At 61.2% G+C, this 2,805-nt stretch carries 3 protein-coding genes and 1 pseudogene; 3 read left to right on the top strand and 1 reads right to left on the bottom strand.

Features of this window, described 5'->3' with window-relative positions; all coding sequences use genetic code 11:
- Nucleotides 1-184, bottom strand: a pseudogene (locus EOA86_RS40740) (alpha/beta hydrolase); the annotation flags it as partial.
- A 134-nt stretch (nt 185-318) separates the two neighbouring features.
- Here EOA86_RS40740 and EOA86_RS29310 point away from each other — a divergent pair.
- From EOA86_RS29310 to EOA86_RS29300, 3 genes are all read left to right on the top strand, one after another.
- Nucleotides 319-1,248 (top strand): LysR family transcriptional regulator, encoded by a 930-nt coding sequence (locus EOA86_RS29310; RefSeq protein WP_128344847.1) that lies wholly within the window; start codon nt 319-321, stop codon nt 1,246-1,248.
- Nucleotides 1,249-1,464: 216 nt separating this feature from the next.
- Nucleotides 1,465-2,619, top strand: coding sequence for an efflux RND transporter periplasmic adaptor subunit (locus EOA86_RS29305; protein ID WP_128344845.1), 1,155 nt, complete (start codon nt 1,465-1,467; stop codon nt 2,617-2,619).
- Nucleotides 2,619-2,805, top strand: a 187-nt coding sequence (locus EOA86_RS29300; protein WP_164892090.1) for an efflux RND transporter permease subunit, incomplete at its 3' end; no start/stop codon positions are given. The genes EOA86_RS29305 and EOA86_RS29300, both read left to right, overlap by 1 nt.

Below are 2,805 nucleotides of genomic sequence, written 5' to 3'. Positions count from 1 at the left end.
GTGTATAAGAGACAGAGACTTTATAGCCACGACTTGTCAGTTGGTCGTAGACGCCTCGCCATCCAGTTCCGTCGGCAAAGGCGCCGTGGACGAGAACGACGTTGCGGAGCGGCGCGCTCTGTGCATCAGCAGCAGTTGCCGAAAGTGTCAGTGCACCGACGGCGATCGCTAGGGATTTTATCATGGTAGTTCTCCAGTTGGATTGATGCTGATAGGACAATCAGGATCTACCCTGGAGGATAGCGCTTGTTTATCGAGCGGATTCGGACATCAATGTCTCAAAATGAGAGACAATCCGAATCTTTCTGGAGAACTCATATGCTGCGCGACTTCAGCGACACGGTCGCTTTCGTAAAAGTGGTGCAGGAGGGCAGCTTCACAGCGGCGGCGCGCGTGCTCAAGGTGCCGAAGACACGGGTCAGCCGGAAGGTGCAGGAGCTGGAATCCAGACTGCGGACACAACTGCTGAATCGGACAACGCGCAGCCTGAAGCTGACTGAAGCGGGAGCGGTTTATTTCCAGCACTGCGAGCGAGTGGTGAAGGATCTGGAAGATGCGGAGAACGCAGTGGCGGAGTTGCAGCAACATCCGCGCGGGTGGCTTCGGATTACAGCCCCCTACTGGCTGGCAACTCGCGTCCTCGCGCCGCTGCTCACCGAGTTTCGCCGCTTCTATCCAGAGGTGTTCCCGCAATTGCTTCTTGGGCACGAAGTCGTCGATCTTGTCACCAAGGAGATCGACGTCGCTTTCCGGCTCCAGGAAAGCATCCTGCCCGATTCCACGCTCACGGCTCGGCGGCTCGGCGCATTGCCGATGGGCATCTATGGAGCCCCGACCTACCTAAAACGCGCAGGAACGCCACAGCATCCAGCGGAACTGGCAGAACATGCCTGTCTGTTGACAGAGTTTTATTTCAATCGTCCGGCAGTAGAATGGCCCCTGTCGAGCGGCGGCGAGCGGTCCCAGTTCAAAGTGCGAGCAGTGGCCGTCGCCAGCGATCCAGAGGCGCTTCAGGGCTTCCTGCTGGAGGGAGTTGGCCTGTTCATGACCAACCATGTGCGCGTCAAGTCGGACGTTGCCGCCGGAAGACTGGTTCGTGTCCTGCCCGAGTGGGCGGGGCCCGAACCAACGCTCTATGCGATCCGGCCTGGAGGCCGCGTTCAGCCCCCCAAAGTTAAAGCATTCTTGGACTTTCTCATTCCGCGGCTCGATTTGAAGATGATTGACAGCAAAGCGAGCCACATCTGAAGCCGATCCTGCGCACCACCCCTTTGGCGGCAGCCGGCTGATCCGGTTTTGACCGAGCGTAGCCCCTATCAACGTTACACCGATTTAATGTGCAAGCGAGCGGGAGAATTGCCATAAAGCTTTGATATCGACGAGTCATCCTGCGGGTCGGAGTGCGCCGTCGCGTCTACTTCACCTTGGGAACCGTAGGCGGTATATTTGCCAACCGGAGCGCCGATGGCCACCTGGAAACAGATCGTTTTTGCACTTGTGATCCTCGTCGCGGCTGCGGCCGCCTGGGTTCGCTTTTTTCCAGGCGCGCCGGATGTGCTGGCGCGCTGGGGCATCGACTGGGCTTATGCCGCAACGCCACCAACGGGCGCCGTCGATAACGCCGGGCAAGCAGGCAGCAGCAACGCCGCCGGTCAGCGGGTGACTATCGTCGCATTGCCGGCAGCCGCCGCCATCATCAACGATCGCCTGCAGGCGATCGGCACCGGCCGCGCCAACGCCTCGGTGACGGTCAACCCCTACAGTTCCGGCCGCCTCGTCGAATTCCTGGTCGAGTCCGGCGCCCATGTCGAAAAGGGGCAGGTGATCGCCACCCTCGATTCCGACACCGAGGTGATCGCACAGGACCGCGCCAAAGTTGCTTTGCAGGACGCGCAGGCCAAGCTCGACCGGGTCAAATCGCTGCGGGCTTCCAACGCTGCGACAGCGGTCGCCGTTGCCGATGCCGAAGTGGTGCTGGCCAATGCCAAGCTGGCGCTTCGCGATGCGGAACTGGCCTTGCAGCGCCGCTCGATCATCGCGCCGATTGCCGGCGTGGTCGGCATCCTGCCGATTGCCGCCGGCAATTATGTGACCAGCCAGTCGGCGGTCGCCACCCTCGACGACCGCTCCAGCATACTGGTCGAATTCTGGGTGCCGGAGCGCTTCGCCGCCGCCGTCAAGATCGGCGCGCAATTGTCGGCAACGCCGATCGCCAATCCCAACAAAGCCTATACCGGTACGGTTTCCGCTATCGACAACCACATCGATGAAGCCAGCCGTACCCTTCTGGTCAAGGCAAAGATCGCCAACCCGGCCGATTCGCTGCGTGCCGGCATGTCCTTCCAGATCTCCATGAAATTCCCCGGCGACAGCTATCCGGCGGTCAGTCCGCTGGCGATCCAGTGGGGTTCGGACGGTGCCTATATCTGGGCCATCGTGGACGGCAAGGCCAAGCGGGTGGCCGTGCGCATCATCCAGCGCAACACCGAGACTGTGCTGATCGATGCCCCGATCGTCAGCGGCGACATGGTGGTGACCGAAGGCACCCAGAGCGTCAGCGAAGGCAGCGCGGTCCGCATCGCCGGCGAAGAACAGCGCGCCGCGGACGCCGACGGCTGATGACTGCAACCAACAACGCCGCCAGCGATACAGGCTTCACCGCACTGTTCATCCGCAGGCCGGTGATGGCCTTGGTCTTGAACACGCTGATCGCGGTCGCCGGCCTTGCTGCCTTCTACGGTGTCGAAGTCCGCGAACTGCCGGATGTCGATCGCGCCGTTGTCACCGTTAACACGACCTTTGAAG

The sequence above is a fragment of the Mesorhizobium sp. M5C.F.Ca.IN.020.32.2.1 genome (genome assembly GCF_004023105.1).
Lineage (GTDB): Bacteria > Pseudomonadota > Alphaproteobacteria > Rhizobiales > Rhizobiaceae > Mesorhizobium > Mesorhizobium wenxiniae.
The sequence above is the reverse complement of the archived record's forward strand: the minus strand, read 5'-3'. Positions and strand labels throughout refer to the sequence as shown.

Excerpts from the sequence above, each read along its gene's own strand:
- EOA86_RS29310 (WP_128344847.1), top strand. The coding sequence starts at position 319 with ATGCTGCGCGACTTCAGCGACACGGTCGCTTTCGTAAAAGTGGTGCAG.
- EOA86_RS29305 (WP_128344845.1), top strand. The coding sequence starts at position 1,465 with ATGGCCACCTGGAAACAGATCGTTTTTGCACTTGTGATCCTCGTCGCG.